The following is a 21,034-nucleotide window of genomic DNA, read 5'->3' as shown; positions in this document are numbered from 1 at the left end:
GCGGCGCCGGCCCCGGTCTGACCGGGCGGGATTCCGCTCCGGCCCGGAACTCTCCGCGCCCGGCCCCGGTACGGCGCCGGGGAGGGACGTTTCAGGACGAGAGCGCCGCGGCCTCCTCGGCCTCGATCTGCTCGTTCCACTCGCGCTTGGAGGAGCGCCAGGCCTCGTCGTCGCGGCCCAGGCGCCAGTAGCCCGAGATGGAGAGTCTCGCCAGCGGGATGCCGCGCTCGGCGCGCAGGTGGCGCCTGAGGTCGCGGACGAAGCCCGCCTCGCCGTGGACGAAGGCGTGCACGTCGCCGTCGGGGAAGTCGAGCTCGCGGACCGCCCTGACCAGCAGTTCGCCGTACGGGGCGCTGCCGCGGTGCAGCCAGACGATCCGCGCGTCACCGGGGGAGTCGATCTTCTGCTCCTCCTCGGGGCCCTCGACCTCGATGAAGGCCCAGGCCGGTGCCCCGGCGGGGAGGTTCTCCAGGGCGACGGCGATGGCGGGCAGCGCGCTCTCGTCTCCCGCCAACAGGTGCCAGCCGGCCTCGGGGTCGGGCGCGTACGCGCCGCCGGGGCCGAAGAAGTGGACCTCCTCGCCCGGCCGGACCCGGTCGGCCCACGGCCCCGCGAGGCCGCTGTCGCCGTGGTGGACGAAGTCGATCGTCAGCTCGCCCGCCTCGGCGTCCCAGCGGCGGACGGTGTAGGTGCGGGTGGTGGGCCACTGCTCGCGGGGCAGGTCGCGGCGGATCGCCTCCATGTCGAACGGCCGGGGGTAGCTCACCCCGGCCGGGGCGAACAGCAGCTTGACGTAGTGGTCGGTGTACTCGTCCGCGCGGAAACCGGCGAGACCCTCGCCGCCGAGCACCACCCGGATCATGTGGGGGGTGAGCCGCTCGACTCGCCGGACCAGGCCGGTCGTCACCTTCGGCGTGCGGCGCTCGGCCTTCTCGTCTGCCATGTGTCACTCCGTGGGGGTCCAAGTTAGGTAAACCTAACTCGTACCATACGTCACCTGAGGGCGGCGACGGCCTTCACCGCCTGGTCCACCTGTTCGGGGGTGGTGACGATCCCGGTACCGAAGCGCAGGTAGACGTCCTGGTACGGGGTGGCGCTGGTGACGATCCGGTGGTCGCGGCGGAGCCTGCCCACCGCGGTGGGGGCGTCCACGCCGTCGACCGCGCAGCAGACCAGCCCGGCCGACAGCTCGGCGGAGACCGGGGTGATCAGCCGCACGTTGGGCAGGCCCGCGAGCCCCGCCTTGAGCCGGGTGGCCTGCTCGGTGATCCTGGCCGCCACCCGCTCCTTGCCGATCGCCCGGTGGAAGGCGAACGCCTCGCTCAGCGCCCAGCGGTGCTCGAAGCTGTGATAGCCGCCGGGGGTGTGCAGCAGCCCGCCGGGGCCGTACGGCTCGTCGCCGGTCCCCGGGTCGACGGTCACGTTGGAGAAGCTCGCGATCACCGGCAGCAGCGCGCGCCAGGCCTGCCCCCGGCCCCACAGGACGCCGGTGCCCCGGGGGCCGAACAGCCACTTGTGGGTTCCGCTGGCCAGGAAGTCGCAGCCCAGCTCCTCCACCCCGTCGGCCATCGCGCCGAAGCCGTGCACCCCGTCCACGCACAGCAGCGCCCGGTCCTCGGCGTCCCTGGAGCGGTTGGCCTCGGCGAGCATGTCGGCGATCGCCCTGACCGGCATCCGAACCCCGGTGCCCGAGTGCACCCAGGTGATCGCCACCACCCGGGTCCTCGGCGTGAGCGCGGCCTTCAGCCGGGAGACGATCTCGTCGGCGGAGGCCCTGGCCGGGTCGTCGTACAGGCCGGCCCTGCGGACCTTGGCGCCGGTCCTGGCGGCGAGCAGCCGCAGGCTCTCGTAGGTGGCGAAGAAGTCGTGCTCGGTGGTGAGCACGTCCTGGCCGGGCAGCAGCCGCATGCCGTTGTAGAGCAGGCCCAGGCCCATCGTGGTGCTGTCGGTGAGGGCGACGTCGGGGGCGTCGGCGCCCAGGTAGGCCGCGGCGGCCTCGCGCACCTTCCCCTCCCTGTCCTCGCCGTGCAGGTAGGCGTCGGTGTCGGCGTCGAGGCCGCGCCGGTGCTCCTCGATCGCCCGCCGCACCTGCGCCGGGTGGGAGGCGAGGACGTAGGCGGCGAACTGCGCGTAGGAGGGGTCGAGCGGGAACTGGGCCCGCACCGACTCCCAGCTGGCGGGGTCGAACGGCGGAGGCTGCGGGGCGGCGGGGGCGGCCGGGGTGGCGGGGGCGTCGCCGGAGGTGCATCCGGACAGCGCGGCCCCGGCTCCGGCCAGGAGCCCCGCCCCGAGCAGCCCCCGCCGCCCGACCCGAGGTCCGCGATCGTCCATTCCGTGCCCCTCGTCGTCGTCCCGCCCCTGTGCCCTTCCTACCGTGATCATGCGCGCCTGCCAAGAGGGGCGGGGCCGGCGCGGCGGATATTCGAATCTACAATGTAAAGGCGAGGGCGCGGGGCACGACGAGGCGGCCCGTCCCACCGGCGGGTGGAACCGGAGGGCGGAACCGGCGGGTGAAGGAGCCCTCAGCGCTGCATGGCCGCCACCTGGCGGATCAGGTCGGCGACCCGGACGACGCCCATGCAGCGGCCGACCTCGTCGGTGACGACCAGGTCGTCGTAGACGCGTTCGGCGTCGCGGCCCGCGACCTGCATGGCCGCTATGGCGGGGGTGGTCTTGGGAACCGTGCGCGCGGGGTCGGCCAGCCGCCCGGCGGCCTTCTTGGCGTGCAGGGCGTGACCGAAGCGCCCGGCGATCGACAGCAGGAAGCGGCTGCGGTCGAGGCTGCCCCGGGGGCGCTGGTACTCGTCGACGAGGATCACGCTGGTGATGGACGGCTCGCTGCCGAAGGCGTCGATCACGGCCTCGGCGGTGGCCTCGTAGGGGAGGGTCACCGCGGGCAGCAGGAACTCGTGGACGCGGGGGCCGAGCAGGAGTCGCGAGGGTTCCTGCTCGACGACCGGGAGCGGCACGTGCACCCGTCCCGACGGGCCGGGGATCAGCAGCGGGCCCTGGGCCAGCCGCACTCCCCAGCCGCGGATCACGGCGAGCTGCGCCTCGTCCCGCACCCCCGGGGCCAGCACGTGCGCCCCCGTTCCCCGGGCGACCCGTGCCAGGCCCTCCCCGATCGCGGCGCGGCGCGGGTCGCCGGGCACCTGGTCGATCAGGTCCCGCGAGATCACCGCCAGGTACGGTGCCGCGTCGGCGAGCAGGTCCAGCGGGACGTGCCCAGTGCCCAGGTCGCCGACCGCGACGAGGTAGCCGATGGCGCGCAGGCCCTCCAGCCCGGTGAGCAGGGAGCGGCGCTCGAACTGGGCGAAGTCGCCTCGTACGGTGAGGATCACCTCGCGGGGCCGCCGGCCTGACGCGCGCAGGGCCTCGTGCAGCGGTGCGAGCGCGGCCGAGCCGCCGATCACCGCGGCCGTCGGCAGGGTGAGCACCAGGGGGAGCAGGATCTCGCTCGCGGCGACGTCGCGCACCGTCTGGACGGTGGAGGAGATGTTCCCGCGTCCCCCGCCGTCCGCCTGGAAGGCGATGACGCCCCCGGTGTCGAGATCGACGACAGGCGTGACACCCGCGCCTGCCGCGGAGGCCTGCGGGACGGTTTGCGCTCTGGTCGTCACATTCCGAGCATGGGGCATTCTCTACCGTCACAGAAGTAACGCACTGTGATGTTCACCGATATTTCGCCGTTCGTTGGACTTGACCAGCGAGATCGTGTGTCCGGCGAGGTCAGCCGGTAGTGTCGCGTTCCATGACGTCGCGACCGGCCAAGGGGGGAGGCCGCTGGGTCTCCGTGGCGCCCGAGCGCCTGAACCGCTGGATCGACGGCTTCGTCGACCGGCACGGCCCGCCGAGCGTGACGGCCTCGGCCTCCGTCGTACGCCTCGAGGGCGCGGACGGCGCGGTCGCCGAGTGCCAGGTGCCGTTCCCGCCGCTGACCTCCTCGGGGGGCGGCCCGATGGCGCGGCTGGTCACCCACGTGCGCACCGAGCGCAGGGTCGGCGTGCTGCTGGTACGGCTGGGCGGCCACGCGGCGGGGATCTTCCAGGGGGAGGAACTGCTCTCCTCCAAGGTGGGCTCGCGGCAGGTCCACGGGCGCAGCGCGGCGGGCGGCTGGTCGCAGCGGCGCTTCGCCCGGCGCAGGGAGAAGCAGGTGGACCAGGCGCACGAGGCGGCGGCCGAGGTGGCGCTGCGCGTCCTGGGCCCGCACGTGGGCGAGCTGGAGGCGGTCGTGCTGGGCGGCGACCGGCGCGCGGTCGACGCGCTGCGGCCCGACCGCAGGCTCGCGCCGGTCTTCGCGCTGGAGACCGAGCCCTTCCTGACGGTCCCCGACCCGCGGCTGGTGGTTCTCAAGGACACCCCCGCCCAGTTCCGCGCGGTCCGCATCAGGGTGAGCGATCCGGGATGACCTGGTCGCGGGTGAGCGGGTCCCGTGCGAAAGGGCCTGTGCGACCGGGGTTCGCGTGGCGGGGCCCGCGTGAGCGCCTGCGCGCGCCGGGGGCCGGGCGGCCGGGGTCCGCGTGGCGGGCGTCCGCGTGCGCGGGTCCCGGGAGAGCGGGGCTCGTCAAATCATGGAGAAGCCGCTCGGTGTCGCGCCGTACACTGATCGGTATGCGCACTCCCGATTGACCGTCGTCCCGATGAAGGCGAGACGGCCGAGCCGAGAGCCGGGAGACACAGGGCGCGGCGGGTTCGGCCACAGTGAAGTGAGCCTGTGTATTTCCTGCTGGGAGTGTTCTCCAACCATGATCGTAGCTTCTGACATCGAATTGCGGGCCGGGGCCCGGCTGCTCATCGAGGGTGCGTCCTTCCGGGTGAACCCCGGTGACAAGATCGGGCTCGTCGGCCGGAACGGAGCCGGGAAGACCACGCTGACCCGCGTGCTCGCGGGAGAGGGGTCGGCCGCCTCGGGCACGGTCTCCATCAGCGGCGAGGTCGGCTACCTGCCGCAGGACCCGCGCACCGGCGACCTGCACGTGCTCGCCCGCGACCGCATCCTGTCGGCCCGCGGGCTCGACCAGGTGCTGCGCGAGCTGCGCGAGGCCGAGGCCGGCATGTCCTCGGCCGACGACCGCACCAGGGACCGCGCGGTCCGCGCCTACGGGCGCCTGGAGGACCGGCTGCACGTCCTGGGCGGGTACGCCGCCGAGTCGGAGGCCGCCTCCATCGCCTCCAGCCTGGGGTTGCCCGACCGGGTGCTCGGCCAGCCGCTGGAGACCCTCTCCGGAGGGCAGCGCAGGCGGGTGGAACTGGCCAGGATCCTCTTCAGCGGGGCGGAGACTCTCCTTCTTGACGAGCCGACAAACCACCTAGATGCGGACTCAATCGGGTGGCTTCGTGATTTTTTACGATCTCACCAGGGCGGCTTGATCATTATTAGCCACGACGTCACGCTTCTTGAAGCGACGGTAAACCGCGTCCTGCACCTCGACGCCAACCGTGCGGTGATCGACACCTACAACGTCGGCTGGAAGGCCTATCTGGCCCAGCGCGAGACCGACGAGAAGCGCAGGAGGCGCGAGCGCGCCAACGCCGAGAAGCAGGCCTCGGCCCTGATGTCGCAGGCCGACAAGATGCGCGCCAAGGCCACCAAGGCCAAGGCCGCGCAGGACATGCAGCGCCGCGCCGAGCGCCTGCTGTCCGGCCTGGAGGTGGAGCGGCGCAGCGACAAGGTCGCCAAGCTGCGCTTCCCCCAGCCCGCCCCGTGCGGGCGCACCCCGATCATGGCGGAGGGGCTGTCGAAGTCGTACGGCTCCCTGGAGGTCTTCACCGACGTCGACGCCGCCGTCGACAGGGGGAGCAGGGTCGTCATCCTGGGCCTGAACGGCGCGGGGAAGACCACTCTCCTGCGCATCCTGGGCGGCATCGAGGAGCCCGACACCGGCGCGGTCAAGCCGGGGCACGGGCTCAAGCTCGGCTACTACGCGCAGGAGCACGAGACGATCGACCCCGAGCGGACCGTGCTGGAGAACATGCGCTCGGCCGGGGGAGAGCTGCCCGACGTGGAGCTGCGCAAGGTCCTGGGCTCGTTCCTGTTCACCGGCGACGACGTGGACAAGCCCGCGGGCGTGCTGTCGGGCGGGGAGAAGACGCGGCTGGCCCTGGCCACGCTGGTGCTGTCCGCGGCCAACGTCCTCCTCCTGGACGAGCCCACGAACAACCTCGATCCGGCCAGCCGGGAACAAGTTCTTTCGGCGCTAACGTCCTATTCTGGGGCGATTGTGCTTGTCACGCATGATGAGGGTGCTGTAGAGGCTCTACGACCCGATAGGGTGATCTTGCTGCCTGACGGAGTTGAAGACGCGTGGAGCGACGAATTTTCCGATCTTGTGGCACTTGCCTGATCTTAATTTGAGCGGGTACGGATCTTTTCCCGTGGAGTAGGTAGCCGATCTCGCTGAAATGACTGATCATGGCGTGTGTAACGCTGCGGAAGTCTGGCACTACAGGAGGTACTCGTGGCCGAGACTCTGAAGAAGGGCACCCGGGTTACCGGGGCCGATCGTGAAAAACTGGCCTCCGATCTCAAGAAGCGCTACAGCGCGGGTGAGAGCATCCGCGCCCTGGCCGCTTCGACCGGCAGGTCGTACGGGTTCATCCACCGCATCCTGAGCGAGTCCGGCGTGACTCTGCGCGGGCGCGGTGGCGCCACCCGAGGCAAGTCCAAGCGCTGACCCCGCCTCGGAACGCGCGACCGCAGCCGCTCGTCCCCCACTCTGAAGCCGTCCCCGCCCGAACCTGTAGAACCTCATTCTGGGGAATCGATAGGCTCGGGCGAGGCGGACACCGAAGGTGGGAGAACAGGCGATGGCGGAAGTGGCGTTCGGGGGGAGTGCGGAGCAGATCTCTCTCGAGGAGGTCGGTCTGCGCTATGAGGTGGACGGCGAGATCGCGACGATCACGCTGGACCGTCCGGAGAAGCGGAACGCCCAGACGTTCGCCACCTGGTCGGCTCTGGCTCATATCGGTGACGGCCTGCCGCAGCAGGTGAGGGTCGTCGTGATCAGAGGTGAGGGGCCGTCCTTCTCGGCGGGGATCGATCTGAGGATGTTCACCCCGGAGGGGGTTCCCGGGCAGGGGTCGTTCGCGTCCTCCGCGACACTCGACGAGGCTGCTTTCGCCGAGCGGGTGGCGCGGGCCCAACGGGGTTTCCTCTGGCTGAGGCGTCCCGACATCGTCTCCGTGGCAGCCGTTCAGGGCCACGCGGTCGGTGCGGGGTTCCAGCTGGCGCTCGCCTGTGACCTGCGGGTCCTGGCGGACGACGCCAAACTGTGCATGAAGGAGCCGGCCCTCGGGCTGGTCCCCGACCTGACCGGCACCAAGCCGTTGGTCGACCTGGTGGGCCTGTCCAGGGCCATCGAGATCTGCCTGACCGCCCGCGTCGTGGGGGCGCAGGAGGCGGCGAGGATCGGCCTGGCCGAGCTGGTCGTCGCGCCCGAGGAGCTGACGCAGGCCGTACGCGACCTGACCGACGCGCTGCTGGCGACCGACCGCGACGCCGCGACGGCGACCAAGCGGCTGCTCCAGGGTGCTTCGGGGCGCACGCTGGAGGAGCAGGGCGCGGCCGAGGCTCGCGAGCAGGCGGGGCGCGTCAAGGCGCTTTTCGGGTAGGCCGTCCCGCTCGTGGCACGCGGTTCACGCAAGGCTCTCGCAGGGTCCGCCCCGGTGGCCCCCGGCGGTGTTCGCCCGAAGCTGACAGGGGAATGATCGTGCCTCTCCCGGTGCTCGCATCGGGAGAGGAGGCCGTATGGCGATGATGGGCGGGGGTCTCGGCCCCCAGGCGATGTTCTCGTTCCGGCGGGACAGGTCGGTGACCAAGCAGCGTCTGGCACCGGGCACGGTCAGACGCATCGCCCGCTACGCACAGCCCTTCTCGCGGCACATCGCCGCCTTCCTCGCGCTGGTCGTGGTCGGCTCGGTCATCGTGATCGCCAACCCGCTGCTGATGAAGGCGATCATCGACGACGGCATCATCGCCAAGCGCCAGGACGTGGTGATTCTCCTCGCGCTCGTCATCGCGGGCCTGGCGGTCGCCGACGGGGCGCTCACCCTGGCCCAGCGCTGGTTCTCCGCGCGGATCGGCGAGGGCCTCATCTACAACCTGCGCACCGAGGTCTTCGACCACGTCCAGCGCATGCCGGTGGCCTTCTTCACCCGCACCCAGACCGGCGCCCTGGTCTCCCGGCTCAACACCGACGTCATCGGCGCCCAGCGCGCCCTGACCAGCACCCTGTCGTCGGTCGTGGCCAACGTGGTCATGCTGGTGCTGGTGCTCGGCGCCATGCTGGTGCTCTCCTGGCAGATCACCGTCGTCGCCCTCGTGCTGCTGCCGATCTTCATCTTCCCGGCGAAGTGGGTCGGCAGGAAGATGTCCGGGCTCACCCGCGAGCAGATGGAGCTCGACGCCGAGATGAGCACCATGATGACCGAGCGGTTCAACGTCGCCGGGGCCATGGTCGCCAAGCTGTACGGCCGCCCGGACGACGAGACCGCCGCCTTCGGCGACAGGGCGGGGCGGGTGCGCGACGTCGGCGTCACCGTCGGCATGTACGGGACGGTCTTCCGCGTCGCGCTCGGCCTGGTCGCCGCGCTGGCCACCGCCTTGGTGTACGGCGTGGGCGGCGTGCTGGCCGTCTCCGACGTCTTCGAGCTCGGCACCCTGGTGGCGCTCGCCGCCCTCCTGATGCGCCTGTACGGCCCCCTGACGAGCCTGTCGAACGTGCACGTGGACGTGATGACCGCGCTGGTGAGCTTCGACCGGGTCTTCGAGGTCCTCGACCTGCAGCCCATGATCGCCGAGAGGCCCGGCGCCCGGCCCGTTCCCGAGGGCCCGGCCTCCGTGGAGTTCGACGACGTCCGGTTCAGATACCCGTCGGCCTCGGAGGTGTCGCTGGCCTCGCTGGAGGCGGTGGCCCGCCCCGACACCGGGCCGGGCCACGAGGTGCTGCGCGGCGTCACCTTCACCGCCCGCCCCGGCGAGATGGTCGCCCTGGTCGGCCCCTCGGGCGCGGGGAAGACCACCATCACCGGCCTGGTCTCCCGTCTCTACGACGCCGGCGAGGGCACGGTCCGCGTCAACGGCCTGGACGTGCGCGACGCCACCCTGGCCTCCCTGCGCGACACCGTGGGAGTCGTCATGCAGGACGCCCACCTGTTCCACGACACCATCGGGGCCAACCTCCGCTACGCCAGGCCCGAGGCCACCGACGAGGAGATCTGGGACGCCCTGCGCGCCGCCCAGATCTCCGACCTGGTCCTGGACCTCCCCGAAGGCCTGGAGACCGTGGTGGGCGACCGCGGCCACCGGCTGTCCGGTGGCGAGAAGCAGCGGCTGGCCCTGGCGAGGCTGCTGCTCAAGGCGCCCCGCGTGGTCGTCCTCGACGAGGCCACCGCGCACCTCGACTCCGAGTCCGAGGCCGCCGTCCAGCAGGCGCTGAAGGTCGCTCTGGCCGGGCGCACCTCGCTGGTCATCGCCCACCGGCTGTCCACGATCCGCGAGGCCGACCAGATCCTGGTGGTCCAGGACGGCCGGGTGGTCGAGCGGGGCCGCCACGAGGAGCTGCTGGCCAGGGGTGAGGTCTACGCCGAGCTCTACCGGACCCAGTTCAGCGTTACGTAGCAAGGATCCTGGGCGTTCACGCCCGGGAGGAATCGCTTTCCGGTCCCGGGGTTGTGAACGCCCCGTCGTTGGTCTGGGCGTTTCTGGTCTTCGATGTACTTCCTTGATGATGCTCAAGGTTGCGCCGCCATAGGAGGCGGCGAAGAAGGACGGCGACCAGAAATGGCCGCCCGGCAGGTACGTGCAGACGTGAGCGGAGTACTCCTCGCGCAGCAAGCGGGCCGAGACGCCCTTGAGGAAATTGACCAGGGTCTACAGGGCGACCTTGGGCCGGTAGTGGACGAGCGGGTAGACATGGCCGTGCTCGCCGTTGAAGGCGACGAGCTGGGCGCCGAAGCTGTCGCACACCTCGATCATGATTCCTTCGCAGCGGCGCAGTGGTTCGTCGGTGAAGACCCCGGGCCGATACCTGGGTGTGAAAACCAAACGCGCGTACAGCGCACAAACAACGGTGCGCGGACAATGGTTCGTCCCCGGGTGAATGCTGGAGTCGGGTTCTCAGGTCGCGGATATGGGCCGAACGTTATGGTGGCGGGGTGAAGCTGGTGGTGCAGGTGAGACTCCTGCCGACGCCTGAGCAGGCGGCGGCGCTGGAGGCGACCCTGCGCGCGGTCAACAAGGCCGCGAACCTGGTCTCTGCGGCGGCGTTCGCCGGCGGCGTCGGACGCGAGTACGCGCTGCGTAAGATCACCTACGGTGAGCTGAAGGCCGCCGGGCTGGGAGCGCAGGCTGCCCAGCATGTGATCAAGAAGGTCGCTCACGCCTACGCCACGCTGCGCGCCAACGTTCGCGCCGGGAACCTGGGAGCACCAGGGTCACCGCGCCGCCTGCGCGCGCAGTCCAAACCGATCGTTTTTCGCCCCGGCGCGGCGCAGCCGTTCGACGACCGCTGCCTGTCCTGGCAGCTCGACGCGCGCACCGTGAGCATCTGGACGATCACCGGGCGGTTGCGGGGGGTGGCGTTCACCGGGTCCGCCGAGCAGATCACGACCCTTGCCGCGTATCGGCGGGGCGAGTCGGACCTGCTCACGCGCGACGGGATGTGGTTTCTGATCGCCACCTGCGACCTCCCCGACCGGCCGCTCACCGTTCCGAACGGATTTGTGGGGGTGGATCTGGGGATCGTCAACCTCGCGACCACCAGCGGCGGGACTCGCCACAGCGGTAAGGGCGTGAACGCGGTCCGCCATCGCCACCGCGAGCTGCGCCGCCGCCTGCAGGCCAAGCAGACCAAGTCCGCCAAGCGGCTGCTGAAGCAGCGCCGCCGGGCCGAGGCCCGCTTCGCCGCCAACACCAACCACACCATCGCCAAGCAGATCGTGACCGAGGCAGAACGCACCGGATGCGGGATCGCCCTGGAAGACCTCCGGGGTATCCGTGAGCGGGTACGGCTTCGCAAGCCCCAGCGGGTCACACTGCACTCGTGGAGCTTCCACCAGTTGGGGAGCTTCATCGCCTACAAGGCCGCCCGTCAGGGCGTCGCCGTGGTGCACGTCGAGGCGGCCTACACCTCGCAGGCCTGTTCCTGCTGCGGGCACGTGGACAAGAACAACCGGCCCGATCAGGCGACCTTCTTTTGTACGTCGTGCGGTTTCGCTGAGCACGCCGACGTCAACGCGGCCCGCAACATCGCCTCGCGCGGTGTGGCGGGCTGGGCAGTGAGTCACGCTGCCGACGACGCGGCCTGAACCGTCGAACCCATCGACGGCCAGGAGCTGCAAGCTCGGTCGTTTACGACCGAGAAGCTGACCCACACCTCCTGACGCCCGGCGGCGCGCCCGCGAGTGGATCTTCCGCGGCGAATGGTGTTAGATCATGAGAACGTGGACGACCGGCTGAAACGCGATGACCTGACCGACGACGAGTGGGTACGGCTGGCGCCGTTGCTGCCCGCTCACGCCCGGCGGGGAAACCGGTGGGCCGATCACCGCACGATCATCGACGGGGTGTTCTTCCGTACCAGGACCGGCTGCCCCTGGCGCAAGCTGCCGGAGACGTACGGCAACTGGAAGACCGTCTACAACCGGCACCGCCGGTGGTCGGCGGACGGCACCTGGGAGACGATCCTGGGCACGCTGAGAAGCGGCGGGGATCCGGCTCCCGGCTCGGGGGCGGTCCCGCCGCGCGGGCCCGTCCCTCCGGGGGACATCCGGCCCGGCGCGCTGTTCGAGGTCGCGAACTGGTGACCGCGCCGTTGCCTGCCGCGCCGGTGACCGGGGCGCCGGGAGGGGCGACCCGCGCGTGCTCCCGAAGTGCCCTGCGGGAGGGGCGGGCCGGGGTCAGGACGAGGTGGCGTAGCCCAGGCGGGTGAGCTCCTCGCGGGCGACCTTGGCCACCAGCTCGGAGTCCTGGCCGCGCAGGCGGGTGCGCCAGACGCCGACCTTCGGCACGCTCGGGCCCAGCAGGGCGATCTTGGGGACCCGGGTCTCCAGGAAGCGGGAGAGCCCGTCCAGGGCCTGGGCGGGGGAGGAGACCAGGTCCTCGTAGCGCAGGGTCAGCAACTGCTCCCGGGGCAGCTCCTGGTGGAGCGAGGCCGACAGCCGCACCGCGCTGCGCCAGCGCAGCGCGCACTTGCCCGCCGTGGGCATCGCCTTCCAGCGCTCGCGGTGCTCGCCGGAGTTGACGCCGAGGAACGGATTGGGGAACTCCGTCTCGTCGCTCAGCATGGCCGGCTTGAACCACGTCAGGGACGCGGGGTCGGCCAGCATGTCGGCGGCCACGTCGCGGCCGTCCCTGATGAGCTGGACGAAACGGGCGTCGGGGAAGGCCTGCAGCAGCACCGAGGCGCTGTAGATGAGGTCGGGGCTGGCGTCGCCGAAACGGGCCACGGAACCCGAGGCCACGCAGGGCCCCGCCCCGGTCACGCCGCCCGCCTCCCGGCACGTGGCCGGGCACTCCTGGCAGGCGCCCGGGACGATCTGCCAGGACTCGGCCATGGCGTCGCGGAGCACGCGGGTCGCGCCCATGCCCCGTCCCGCGATCGAGGGCCGCCGGGCGAAGGCGTAGACGACGTGCGCCACCGCCGCCCGCCCCATGGTGACGTGGAATCCGGGGGAGCGTTTCAGGGCGCGGGCCAGCAGATCCGCGCCGGAGTGCGGGGCGGCGAGCACGAACACCGGCCTGCGGACCTTGATGCCGTTGACCACCAGGATGTGGGGCGGAGGTCGCATATGAAAGCCCAGTGTGGCACCGTTTGCGGAGTGAACGAACCGGCTGCCGGGATACCGGTCCCGCCCCCGCCCCGCCCGGGCGACACGGTGGCGGTGGTCGCCCCGTCCGGGCCTCCCGATTCCGAGCGGCTGGCGCGCGGCATCCGCGTCCTGGAAGGGCTCGGGCTGAAGGTCGTCGTCGGTGCCCACGTCCTCGACAGAGATCGCTACCTGGCGGGCCCGGACGCCGGCCGCGCCGCCGATCTGCAGGACGCCTGGTGCGATCCCGCGGTGAGCGCGGTGTTCTGCGCCCGCGGCGGCTACGGCGCCACCCGCCTCCTCGGCCACCTCGACTGGGACGCCATGCGGGCCGCCGGCCTCAAGGCGCTGGTCGGCTCCAGCGACGTCACCGCCCTGCACAGCGCGTTCGCCGTGGAGCTGGGCGTCGCCTCCTGGTTCGGGCCGATGCCGGCCTGCTCCACGATCAGCGATCCCGAGGGGCCCGAGCCGCGCACCTTCGAGAACTTCACGGCCGCCCTCGCCGGAGCCCCGCCGACGATCACCGGCGACCGGGTGATCGTTCCCGGCGACGTCGCGGCGCCGGTCACCGGCGGTAACCTCAGCCTGCTGGCCGCGCTCTGCGGCACGCCGTACGCGCTGTCGGCGAGGGGCCGGATCGTGCTGCTGGAGGACGTCACCGAGGCGCCGTACCGGATCGACAGGATGCTCACCCAGCTGCTGCAGGCGGGGTCGCTCGACGGGGCCGCCGGGTTCGTCCTGGGGTCCTGGGTCGGCTGCGGCGATCCCTACCCGGTGCTGGAGGAGCTGCTCGCGCCGCTCGGCGTACCGGTTGTCGGGGGGCTTCCGATAGGGCATGGAAAGCCACAGTTTTCTGTATTGCTCGGGGCACTTGGTGCTATTGATGCAAAATCGTGCTCTCTGACCTACTCAACAGGGGGCGCCGACCAGGCACTCTAGGTGCGAACCTAGGAGGAAACCGGCAGAGGGGACGCACGCGTGAGATTGTTCCGGCGGCACCGTAACCGGCGAACCGAGACGCCGCCGCGTCCGGTCGAAGAGGTCGATCTCGACTCCCTGCTCGCCCTGGTCGCCGACAATCTCGGCTATGCCTGCGCCTTCGACCCCGGCGGCGCGGCCCTGACGCTCACCGGCCCGCGACGGGTCGTGGTACGGCTCACCGGGTTGCGCGCCGAGGCGCTCCGGCGCTCCCGCGAGGACTGGCCCGTCCTCGTCTCCGAGCACCTGTCCCACACCCTGGCCACGGCGGACGAGCCGTTCGACGCCTGCGACCTGGAGCAGGTGCGCCCGATGCTGCGGACCCGCATCCAGCTCGACGACGACCTCGACCCGGCCCGCGTGGTCGGGCGCCACCTCACCGCCGACCTGGTCGAGGTGCTCACCGTCGGCGACGCCTCCGCCGGGCGCACGGTCCGCCCCGAGGAGGTCGGCTGCTGGCCGATCACCGCGGGCCAGGCGCTCGACCTGGCCCTGGACAACACCAACCGGGAGGAGCGGCTCTCGGTCACGGAGGGTGACCTCGGCGGCGTGGCGGTCCGCAGGCTGACCGGCCCCACAGAGGGCGCCGCCGCCCACCTGCGCAGGCTGGGCGACTACCTGCCGGTCCCCTCCGACGGGGTTCTCGTCGCCCTGCCCGACCCGGCGACGCTGATCGTCCACCCGGTCGAGGGCATCGGCGTGGTCCGCGCGATCGAGCGGCTGCGGCTGTTCGCCCAGCGGGAGTTCGACAGGCGCGCCGGCGCCCTCAGCCCGCAGGTCTACTGGTGGCACGGCGGCCGTCTCTCCCTGATCAGGGCCGACCTGGTCAGCCAGGACGGGCAGACCCGGCTGGTGGTCGCGCCCCCGCCGGACTTCGCCCGGGTCCTCGCCGACCTGGCCGTCCGCCCCGACGGCGCCACCGGCGGCTGACCCGCCGCCTCGCGAGGAACGCCGTCCGCGCACGGCCGGTACCGGACGCCGCCGCACCCCCCTCAGCTGAGCGCGCGGGCGGTGTGGATCAGCGGAACGTGGCTGAACGCCTGCGGGAAGTTGCCGACCATCCGGCCGTAGCGGGGGTCGTACTCCTCGGCGAGCAGGCCGACGTCGTTGCGGAGCGACAGCAGGCGCTCGAACAGCTCGACGGCCTCGTCCTTGCGGCCGATCATCGCCAGTGCCTCGGCCAGCCAGAAGCTGCACGCCAGGAACGCGCCCTCGCCGCCGGGCAGGCCGTCCACGTCGTTGGCGGGGGAGACCGGGTAGCGCAGCACGAAGCCGTCGACCATCAGCTCGCGCTGGATCGCCTCCACCGTCCCGACCACGCGGGGGTCCTCCGGCGGCAGGAAGCCGACGATCGGGATCAGCAGCAGGGCCGCGTCCAGCTCCTGCGAGCCGTACGACTGGGTGAAGGTGCCGCGCACCGGGTCGAAGCCCTTGTCGCAGATCTCGGCGTGGATGCGGTCGCGCAGGTCCTTCCAGCGCGTCAGCGGGGCGGGCTTGCCGAAGGCCTCCACCTGCCTGACGGCCCTGTCGACGGCGACCCAGCACATCACCTTGGAGTGGACGAAGTGCCGGCGCGGGCCGCGGACCTCCCACAGGCCCTCGTCCGGGTCGCCCCAGTGCTCCTCGACGTAGGAGATCAGCTCGAACTGCAGGGTCCACGCCCGGTGGTCCGCCTCGAGGCCCGAGACGCGCGACAGGTGCAGGGAGTTCATGACCTCGCCGTAGACGTCCAGCTGGAGCTGGTCGACCGCGCCGTTGCCGATCCTGACCGGCCGGGAGTTCTCGTAGCCGGGCAGCCAGTCGAGCTCCAGCTCCGTCAGCCTGCGCTCCCCGGCGACGCCGTACATGATCTGCAGGTCCTGGGCGCGGCCCGCGATGGCCCGCAGCAGCCAGGACCGCCACGCGCCCGCCTCCTCCAGGTATCCGGCGCCGATCAGGGCGTCCAGGGTCATGGTGGCGTCGCGCAGCCAGCAGTAGCGGTAGTCCCAGTTGCGGACGCCGCCGAGGTCCTCGGGCAGCGAGGTGGTCGGGGCGGCGACGATGCCGCCGGTGGGGGCGTACGTGAGCGCCTTGAGCGTGATGAGCGAGCGGACCACGGCGTCGCGCCACGGCCCCTGGTAGGTGCACTGCTCGACCCATTCGGCCCACAGCGACTCGGTCTCGGCCAGCTGCTCGTACGGGTCGATCTCGACGGGTTTGGGCTCGTGCGAGGGGTGCCAGGTGAAGACGAACGCCATGCTGTCGCCCTCGGACACCTCGAACCTCGCCCGGTGGGCGTAGTCGCTGCCCTCCAGCGCGACGGGGGAGTGCAGCCACACGGAGTCGGGCCCGCCGACGGCCTGCAGGAGGCCGTCGCTGCGGCGCACCCAGGGCACGATGCGGCCGTAGTCGAAGCGGATGCGGATCTCGGTGGCCATCTCCACCGTGCCGGACACGCCCTCCACGATCCTCACCAGGTCGGGGTTGGTGTGCCGGGTGGGCATGAAGTCGGTCACCCTGACCGTGCCGGTCGGGGTGTCCCACTCGCTCTCCAGGATGAGGGTCTCGCCCCGGTAGCGGCGCCGGGTGGCGCGCGGCCGCTCGGCGTGCGCGGGGCCGATCCACCACTGGCCGTTCTTCTTGTCCCCGAGCAGCGCCCCGAAGCAGGAGGGCGAGTCGAAGCGCGGCAGGCAGAGCCAGTCGATGGAGCCGTTCCTGCCGACCAGGGCAGCCGACTGCATGTCGCCGACGAGAGCGTAGTCCTCGATCCACATGACTTGAAGCTAACGCCTCCGCGCGGTCCACGGTGGCCTTGGGAGGAACTGGGCGCCCGGCTGCGTCCTTGGCATGAAGAACTGGCTCAGCGGCCCGATGGCGAGGGCGAACACCAGCGTTCCCACCCCCACCGTCCCGCCCAGCAGCCAGCCCGCGGCCAGCACGGTGACCTCGATGACGGTGCGCGCCGCGCGGATGGACAGGCCGAGGCGGTTCAGGCCGGTCATCAGGCCGTCGCGCGGCCCGGGGCCGAGCCCCGCGCCGATGTACAGGCCGGTCGCCGCGCCGGTGACCACGACGCCGAGCAGGAGGTACGCCCAGCGCGCGGCGAGGGCGTCCGGGGTCGGGAGCAGCCACATGGCCGCGTCGGCGAACAGGCCGAGGAAGACGACGTTGCTGAGGGTGCCCACCCCCGGCCTCTGCCGCAGCGGGATCCACAGCAGCATGACCAGGGCGCCCACGATGATGATCCAGGTGCCGATCGACAGGCCCAGGTGGATGGAGAGCCCCTGGTGGAACACGTCCCAGGGGCTGCCGCCCAGCCGCGACTCGATCAGCAGGGCGACGCCGACGCCGTAGAGGGCCAGGCCCGCGTACAGGCGGGTGAGCCGGTTGGGGAGAGAGACGAGGGCGGGCAGGGAGAGTTCGCTCATAATGGCGTTAATCGTTCAGGCCATCCTGCCGGACCAAAAGGGCCAATCGCTACAAGTGGCCTTACGATGGCCCGCATGGACCGGTATATGAGCGGCCCCCAGCTCGCCCGCCTCCTGTCGATCGACCCCGCCGCCAGGCCGTACTACCGGGTCCTGGCCAGGACGGTGCGGTCGCTCGTCCTCGACGGGCGGCTGCCCGTGCGGATGCGGGTGCCCGCCGAGCGGCATCTCGCCGGTGCCCTGGGCGTCAGCCGCACCACCGTGACCGCGGCCTACGACCTGCTCCGCGAGCAGGGGTACCTGGAGAGCAGGCAGGGCGCGGGAAGCTGGACCGCGCTGCCCGACGCGGGCTCGCTGGGCGCCGACAACCCGTGGCTCGCCGCCGAGGGCGAAGGGCTGCTGCCGATGCACGCCGCGGCCCCGAGCGCGATCTCGACGCTGCCCGAGGCGACCGCCGCCGCCGCCGGCCGCTATCCCCGCTACACGCTCGGCATGGGCTACGACCCGGTCGGGATAGCCCCGCTGCGCCAGGCGATCGCGGCCCGCTACACCGCGCGCGGGGTGGCCACCCGCCCCGAGCAGATCCTCGTCACCACCGGCGCCCAGCAGGCCATCCACCTGGTGACCACGATGCTGCTCTCCCGGGGCGACCCGATGCTGGTGGAGTCGCCCACCTACCCGCACGTCCTCGACCTGGCCAGGATGCGCGGGGCCAGGATCGTCCCGGTCGGCGTCCCCGACGAGGGCTGGCGTGACCTGGAACTGCTGACCTGCGCGATGCGCCAGTCGGCCGCCCGCCTCGTGTACGTCATCCCCGACTTCCAGAACCCGACCGGGCACCTGATGGACGACACGGCGCGGGCGGCCCTCACCGCCGCGGCGAGGCGGTACGGCACCACCCTGGTGGCCGACGAGAGCTGGTGCGAGCTGGCGATCGACGAGGGGCCGGGGGCCACGCCGCTGGCCGCGTTCGACACCGACGGCAGGGTGATCACCATCGGCTCGGCGTCCAAGCTGTGGTGGGGCGGGCTGCGCATCGGCTGGATCCGCACCACCGCCGCGACGGTCCGCCGCCTGGCCGTGCTCCGCGCCTCGGTGGACATCGCCAGCCCGCTCTTCGAGCAGCTGGTGGTGACCGAACTGTTCGAGGACATCGAGCGGGCCAGGGCCGAGCGGGCCCGCCTCCTCGGCGCCTCCAGGGCCGTCCTGGCGGCCGAGCTGGCGGCGCGCATGCCCGACTGGAGCTTTCAGGCGCCCGCGGGCGGCGGCTCGCTCTGGGTGCGGCTGTCCGGCCCCTCGGCCGTCGCGCTGGTCGACGCGGCGGCCTGCCAGGGGGTCCGCCTGGCTCCCGGGCAGTGGTTCGGGGTGGACGGCACCCTGGAGGGGCGGCTGCGCCTCCCCTTCACCCAGCCGCCCCAGGTCCTCGTCGAGGCGGTGCGGCGCATCGCCGAGGCCAGGCGCAGGGGCGCGTACGGCACCCGCCCCGCCGCCCCCCTCACCCCGGCCCTGTGAACGGGCCGGGTGAATCGGTCCTGTGAACGGGCGCTGTGAGCCGGCCGGGTGGACCGGCCGGGTGGACGGCGGGGCGTGGTTCAGTCGGAGGCGACGCCCCTGGCCAGCGGGGCCCGCAGCTTCAGCCGCACGGCCGCGACCCGCAGCCCGAATGCGAGGAGCGCGGCGGCCAGCGTGGCAGGCCAGCCGTGCAGGTCGAGGGTGTAGAGCAGCGCCATCAGCGCCGAGCCGAGCATGGCGGGCACCGCGTACAGCTGGCGGTCGTACAGCAGGGTGGGGATCTGCCCGGCGAGGACGTCGCGCAGGATGCCGCCGCCGACCGCGGTGGTGACCCCGAGCAGGGTCGCGTGCAGCGGGGAGAGGCCGAAGTACATCGCCTTCTCGGTGCCGACCGCGCAGAACAGGCCGAGTCCCGCGGCGTCGAACACGTTCACCGCGGGCATCACCCGCTCGACCTGCGGATGCCAGAAGAACACGATCACCGTGGCCAGCACCGGCACGACCACGTAGCCGACGCTGAAGAAGGCCGCGGGCCGCACGTTCAGGATCAGGTCGCGCGCGATCCCGCCGCCCAGCGCGGTCATCTCGGCCAGCACGGTCATGCCCACCACGTCGAGCCGCCTGCGCACGCCGACGAGGGCACCGGAGAGGGCGAAGACGAAGATCCCGACGAGATCGAGCACATGATTCACGGATAAATCATCCCATGACCGGACATATACGCTTGCCATGATGCCGGCGGACGGTCATGCCGACGGGGCCGTGTCCGGCGCCCGGTGCTCGCGCATCATCGTATGCAGCCTGCCGGCGAAGGCGAGCAGCACCAGCGACGCCACGATGGAGATCGCGGCGAGGGTGAGGAAGTACGCGGGCTCCGACATGTAGTTCTTCAACCGCCCCGTCTGCCCGCCCACCGCGTCGCCCACCGAGAAGGACAGGAACCACAGTCCGAGCATCTGGCTCTTGAACGCCTCGGGGGCGAGCTTGGTGGTGACCGAGAGCCCGACCGGGCTCAGCGCCAGCTCCCCGAAGACCTGGACGAGGTAGACCAGCACCAGCCACCACACCGAGATCTTCCCGGTCTGGGCCAGCAGGGCGGCGAGCGCCATGATCATGAAGCTCAGGCCGTTGACGAACAGCCCCACGGAGAACTTGTGGGGAGCGGTCACCCGGTTGCCCAGCCGGATCCACAGCGCCGCGAAGACCGGCACGAAGATCATGATGAACAGCGGGTTGAACGCCTGCGTGGTCGCCGGGGTGATCCGCAGGCCGAACAGCGACAGGTCCGTGTTGTTCTGGGCGAAGAAGAGCAGCACGGTCGGCGCCAGATCGTAGATCATCCAGAAGATGGCCGCCGCGGCGAACAGCCAGACGTAGGCCTTCATCCGGGAGCGCTCGTCGTCGGTCAGGTTGTGGCTGCCCAGCAGGACGTAGCCGAAGTAGAGCACCGGCACGGCCACGATGAGCAGCGTCATCACCAGGGCGAAGGTGTCGAGGCTGAAGGTGCCCGAGGCCCCCCACACGGCCAGCGCGCCGCCCGCCGCGACGACGGCCGCGACGAGGGCGAGGGTGAAGTGCCGGCGCTCGCGCGGGGTCATCCGGTGGCCCGGCCGCTCGCCCACGCCCATGAGGTGGCGCCTGCCCAGCACGTACTGGAGAAGACCCAGGGCCATGCCGACCGCCGCCGCGCCGAAGCCCAGGTGCCAGCGGTCGCCCTCGGCGAGCCGGCCGACCACGATGGGGGCGATGAAGGCGCCGATGTTGATGCCCAGGTAGAAGATCGAGAAGCCCGCGTCCCTGCGCGCGTCGTCGTCCCGGGGGTAGAGCTTGCCGACCATCGTGGAGATGTTGGGCTTCAGCAGCCCGGTCCCGACGATGATCAGGAACAGGCCGAGCGCGACGAAGGCGCCGGTCCTGACGGGGATGGCCATGCTGATGTGGCCGCACATGATGACGACGCCGCCGCACAGCACCGCCCTGCGGGCGCCGAGTATCCGGTCGGCGATCCAGCCGCCGGGCAGGGCGACGAGATAGATGAGGGCGCCGTAGATGCCGATGATCGCCTGGGCGGTCTGCTCGGTCAGCCCGAGGCCGCCCGTGGCGGGGGAGGCGGCCATGAAGGTGGCGAGGATGGCCCGCAGGCCGTACCAGCTGAAGCGCTCCCACATCTCGGTGCCGAACAGCGTGGCGAGGCCGCGCGGGTGCCCGAAGAAGGTCCTGCCGCGAGGCCGTGTTCCCGATGGCATGCGTCCCCCCGAACGTCATCGCGTGATCAGAGGCTAACTCTACGTACGCCTCCCGCCGGGACGGGAAAGCCGGTTACGCGATGT

General features: G+C 71.6%; 17 protein-coding genes and 2 pseudogenes. 10 read left to right on the top strand and 9 right to left on the bottom strand.

The window, feature by feature from the left end; translation table 11 throughout:
* Nucleotides 1–91 precede the first annotated feature (91 nt).
* The 3 genes from AB0G15_RS08155 to AB0G15_RS08145 form a co-directional block, all read right to left on the bottom strand.
* Nucleotides 92–943 carry a siderophore-interacting protein gene (locus AB0G15_RS08155; protein ID WP_362836563.1) on the bottom strand — a complete coding sequence of 284 codons (852 nt, stop codon included), beginning with the start codon at nucleotides 941–943 and terminating at the stop codon, nucleotides 92–94.
* Between the two features lie 50 nt (nucleotides 944–993).
* Nucleotides 994–2,331, bottom strand: a complete 1,338-nt coding sequence (locus tag AB0G15_RS08150) for an aminotransferase class V-fold PLP-dependent enzyme (RefSeq protein ID WP_362836561.1) — start codon at nucleotides 2,329–2,331, stop codon at nucleotides 994–996.
* Nucleotides 2,332–2,522: 191 nt separating this feature from the next.
* Nucleotides 2,523–3,620 (bottom strand): EAL domain-containing protein, encoded by a 1,098-nt coding sequence (locus AB0G15_RS08145; RefSeq protein ID WP_362836559.1) that lies wholly within the window; start codon nucleotides 3,618–3,620, stop codon nucleotides 2,523–2,525.
* Nucleotides 3,621–3,751: 131 nt separating this feature from the next.
* On the opposite strand from AB0G15_RS08145, the gene AB0G15_RS08140 reads away from it, so the two are divergent.
* The 5 genes from AB0G15_RS08140 (at nucleotide 3,752) to AB0G15_RS08120 (ending at nucleotide 9,619) form a co-directional block, all read left to right on the top strand.
* Nucleotides 3,752–4,408, top strand: a complete 657-nt coding sequence (locus AB0G15_RS08140) for an acVLRF1 family peptidyl-tRNA hydrolase (protein ID WP_362836557.1) — start codon at nucleotides 3,752–3,754, stop codon at nucleotides 4,406–4,408.
* A gap of 337 nt (nucleotides 4,409–4,745) precedes the next feature.
* Nucleotides 4,746–6,344 carry an ABC-F family ATP-binding cassette domain-containing protein gene (locus tag AB0G15_RS08135; RefSeq protein ID WP_362685863.1) on the top strand — a complete coding sequence of 533 codons (1,599 nt, stop codon included), beginning with the start codon at nucleotides 4,746–4,748 and terminating at the stop codon, nucleotides 6,342–6,344.
* 114 nt (nucleotides 6,345–6,458) lie between these two features.
* Entirely contained in the window at nucleotides 6,459–6,674 is a 216-nt protein-coding gene (locus AB0G15_RS08130) for a helix-turn-helix domain-containing protein (RefSeq protein ID WP_030904785.1), read from the top strand.
* A 133-nt stretch (nucleotides 6,675–6,807) separates the two neighbouring features.
* A complete protein-coding gene (locus AB0G15_RS08125; protein ID WP_362836555.1) occupies nucleotides 6,808–7,611 on the top strand; it encodes an enoyl-CoA hydratase/isomerase family protein in 804 nt (267 codons plus the stop codon).
* Between the two features lie 136 nt (nucleotides 7,612–7,747).
* Complete coding sequence (locus AB0G15_RS08120) at nucleotides 7,748–9,619, top strand: ABC transporter ATP-binding protein (protein WP_362836553.1); 1,872 nt, start codon at nucleotides 7,748–7,750, stop codon at nucleotides 9,617–9,619.
* A 99-nt stretch (nucleotides 9,620–9,718) separates the two neighbouring features.
* Here AB0G15_RS08120 and tnpA read toward each other — a convergent pair.
* A pseudogene (gene tnpA / locus AB0G15_RS08115) lies at nucleotides 9,719–10,102 on the bottom strand (IS200/IS605 family transposase); the annotation flags it as partial.
* 53 nt (nucleotides 10,103–10,155) lie between these two features.
* Here tnpA and AB0G15_RS08110 point away from each other — a divergent pair.
* Both AB0G15_RS08110 and AB0G15_RS08105 read left to right on the top strand, forming a co-directional pair.
* Nucleotides 10,156–11,307: a transposase gene (locus AB0G15_RS08110; protein WP_362685872.1), complete on the top strand. Its 1,152-nt coding sequence runs from the start codon at nucleotides 10,156–10,158 to the stop codon at nucleotides 11,305–11,307.
* Nucleotides 11,308–11,454: 147 nt separating this feature from the next.
* Nucleotides 11,455–11,703, top strand: a pseudogene (locus AB0G15_RS08105) (transposase); the annotation flags it as partial.
* A 195-nt stretch (nucleotides 11,704–11,898) separates the two neighbouring features.
* Here AB0G15_RS08105 and AB0G15_RS08100 read toward each other — a convergent pair.
* Nucleotides 11,899–12,789, bottom strand: coding sequence for a sulfotransferase (locus tag AB0G15_RS08100; protein WP_362836551.1), 891 nt, complete (start codon nucleotides 12,787–12,789; stop codon nucleotides 11,899–11,901).
* Nucleotides 12,790–12,819: 30 nt separating this feature from the next.
* On the opposite strand from AB0G15_RS08100, the gene AB0G15_RS08095 reads away from it, so the two are divergent.
* Together AB0G15_RS08095 and AB0G15_RS08090 are read left to right on the top strand one after the other, a co-directional pair.
* Entirely contained in the window at nucleotides 12,820–13,746 is a 927-nt protein-coding gene (locus tag AB0G15_RS08095; protein ID WP_362836549.1) for an LD-carboxypeptidase, read from the top strand.
* A 39-nt stretch (nucleotides 13,747–13,785) separates the two neighbouring features.
* A complete protein-coding gene (locus AB0G15_RS08090; protein WP_362836547.1) occupies nucleotides 13,786–14,715 on the top strand; it encodes a hypothetical protein in 930 nt (309 codons plus the stop codon).
* A gap of 62 nt (nucleotides 14,716–14,777) precedes the next feature.
* Here the strand turns inward: AB0G15_RS08090 and AB0G15_RS08085 are convergent, their stop codons facing one another.
* On the bottom strand, nucleotides 14,778–16,538 hold the full coding sequence (locus AB0G15_RS08085) for a glycoside hydrolase family 15 protein (protein WP_362836545.1): 1,761 nt from the start codon (nucleotides 16,536–16,538) through the stop codon (nucleotides 14,778–14,780).
* Nucleotides 16,539–16,547: 9 nt separating this feature from the next.
* The gene (locus AB0G15_RS08080; protein ID WP_362836543.1) at nucleotides 16,548–17,192 is read right to left on the bottom strand and encodes a hypothetical protein; all 645 of its coding nucleotides are present in this window, start codon (nucleotides 17,190–17,192) and stop codon (nucleotides 16,548–16,550) included.
* Between the two features lie 75 nt (nucleotides 17,193–17,267).
* Between AB0G15_RS08080 and AB0G15_RS08075 the strand changes: the two genes are divergently transcribed.
* The gene (locus AB0G15_RS08075) at nucleotides 17,268–18,704 is read left to right on the top strand and encodes a PLP-dependent aminotransferase family protein (RefSeq protein ID WP_362836541.1); all 1,437 of its coding nucleotides are present in this window, start codon (nucleotides 17,268–17,270) and stop codon (nucleotides 18,702–18,704) included.
* An 80-nt stretch (nucleotides 18,705–18,784) separates the two neighbouring features.
* Here the strand turns inward: AB0G15_RS08075 and AB0G15_RS08070 are convergent, their stop codons facing one another.
* Nucleotides 18,785–19,396, bottom strand: coding sequence for a trimeric intracellular cation channel family protein (locus AB0G15_RS08070; protein WP_362836539.1), 612 nt, complete (start codon nucleotides 19,394–19,396; stop codon nucleotides 18,785–18,787).
* A 54-nt stretch (nucleotides 19,397–19,450) separates the two neighbouring features.
* Nucleotides 19,451–20,950 (bottom strand): peptide MFS transporter, encoded by a 1,500-nt coding sequence (locus AB0G15_RS08065; RefSeq protein ID WP_362836537.1) that lies wholly within the window; start codon nucleotides 20,948–20,950, stop codon nucleotides 19,451–19,453.
* Between the last annotated feature and the right edge of the window lie 84 nt (nucleotides 20,951–21,034).

It is taken from the genome of Streptosporangium sp. NPDC023825 (genome assembly GCF_040639575.1).
GTDB lineage: Bacteria > Actinomycetota > Actinomycetes > Streptosporangiales > Streptosporangiaceae > Streptosporangium.
Note: the sequence above shows the minus strand (reverse complement) of the source record. Positions and strands in the feature narration are given on the sequence as shown.